This is a genomic window from Photorhabdus heterorhabditis, assembly GCF_001280945.1.
In the GTDB taxonomy this organism is placed as follows: domain Bacteria; phylum Pseudomonadota; class Gammaproteobacteria; order Enterobacterales; family Enterobacteriaceae; genus Photorhabdus; species Photorhabdus heterorhabditis.
In genome coordinates this window covers 1-1,576 of the sequence record NZ_LJCS01000161.1, presented here as the reverse complement: position 1 = coordinate 1,576, position 1,576 = coordinate 1, and the positions used below count along the sequence as shown (strand labels likewise).

The 1,576-nt window shown below is 49.4% G+C and carries 2 protein-coding genes; both read left to right on the top strand.

From position 1 onward, the window contains the following. The first annotated feature begins 79 nt into the window (after positions 1–79). On the top strand, positions 80–832 hold the full coding sequence (locus AM629_RS24875; protein ID WP_235525576.1) for a transposase: 753 nt from the start codon (positions 80–82) through the stop codon (positions 830–832). Between the two features lie 180 nt (positions 833–1,012). Then, positions 1,013–1,576, top strand: a 564-nt coding sequence (locus tag AM629_RS23125) for a transposase (protein ID WP_200905784.1), incomplete at its 3' end; no start/stop codon positions are given.

Sequence of the window (1,576 nt, the reverse complement as noted above, 5' to 3'; positions counted from 1 at the left end):
GCCCAGTGCGAGGGTGTCGCAAAAGTTATCCCTTATCAGTTAATATCTTGGTTCCCATTCCAAATTCAGAACTTCTATTATGACCACATTCCTACGACAACTGATGCCTTCCGTTCACACCGGGCGTCAGTTTGTCACCGCTCAGCACCTGCCTGTACTGAGCGGTGCCCTTTCCCTCCATGACGACCTGAAACACGTCGGCGAGCGCGCGGCATTTATTGTCTCCGATATCCTTGATGAGCAGGATTGGGCCCCTTTCGAACGCGATTACGCCTCATCAGGCAGAGCCCCGTATTCCCCGCGTTCCATGATGGGGATTTTGCTTTATGGGATCATGAAAGGGATTCATTCTCTTAGAGGACTTGAACGGCTGGCACGTCTGGATTTGGGATGTCTCTTTGTCAGTCATGGCATTACACCTGAGCATGCCAGTCTCGGACGTTTCCTCTCTCAACATCAATCCACACTGACGGGCTCGTTTTTTGAAGGGGTCGCTTCGGCCGTATTACATCACAGTCAATCCGGTGTTTCCTGTCTGGCGGGGGATGGCACAGTGATAGAAGCGGCGTGTTCTCATTATTACCTCCTGACTCAGGAAGCCATTTTGCGAGAAAAAAAGACCTTAACTACCGCCCCAGTTAATCCCCAAAAAGAAGTTAAAATCAGGCGACTGGAACAGTCTGCCGCCATCTTACAAATCCGACAAGAAAATCGTGAAAAAGGCGGTAAAGACGCCAGCCGGTTACGTATCAACCCAGCAGAACCGGAAGCCGTGGTCCAGAAACTCAAACGGGGACGGGGATTTTCCAGTGCGTATAACCCCTCGGTATGAGTGAATCAGGCCCGTATCATTGTCGCCCAGACAGTCGACCCCGTCAGTGAAACTCGGGTTATCGCTGACTGACTGGCTCAGCACTATCCGCTATCAGGATGTCATCCCAAAACGCTCTTACTGGATGCCGGTTATTTTCATGATGAGGTTATTGCTGAGGCTCAAAAACACGCGATCCTGTTGTTCTGCCCTGAAGGTAATGACCGACAGAGTCCAAGAAAAATCTACCCAAAATCGCGGTTTATTTATCATGCGGAGAAAGACCTGTATATTTGCCCGGCCAATGATAGGTTACGTCATGTCAGTACAGTAAGACGTTCCGAAAAAAGCCGTGGGCATCGGGTCTATACCGGAGCAAATTGTGCTGATTGCCCGGAAAAAGAAAAGTGTACTCAGGCGAAAAAGGGGAGAAAAATTAAACGTTACCCGGAAGATGAAGCGCGGGATAAACAGCGTTCACGGATGGACAAACCGGAGTCAAAGCGGATATTGAGTCAAAGAAAAGTCATGGACGACCCCGTATTTTCCGCCTTACGGGGTATCCAGAGACTGGAGCGCTTTCGGCGTAGAGGTTTATCGGCAGTCAGAGTGGAATTTACCTTGCACGCCATAGCCTATAACTTATCAAGGGCAGTTGCCCTGATATTATGGGCTATTTTTAGCCTGTTATGGGTTGTCAGTCCCAATAACAGGCAATCAATCTCTGTGGGTTTATTTTCAATGCCAGTCTTTTGCGACACCCTC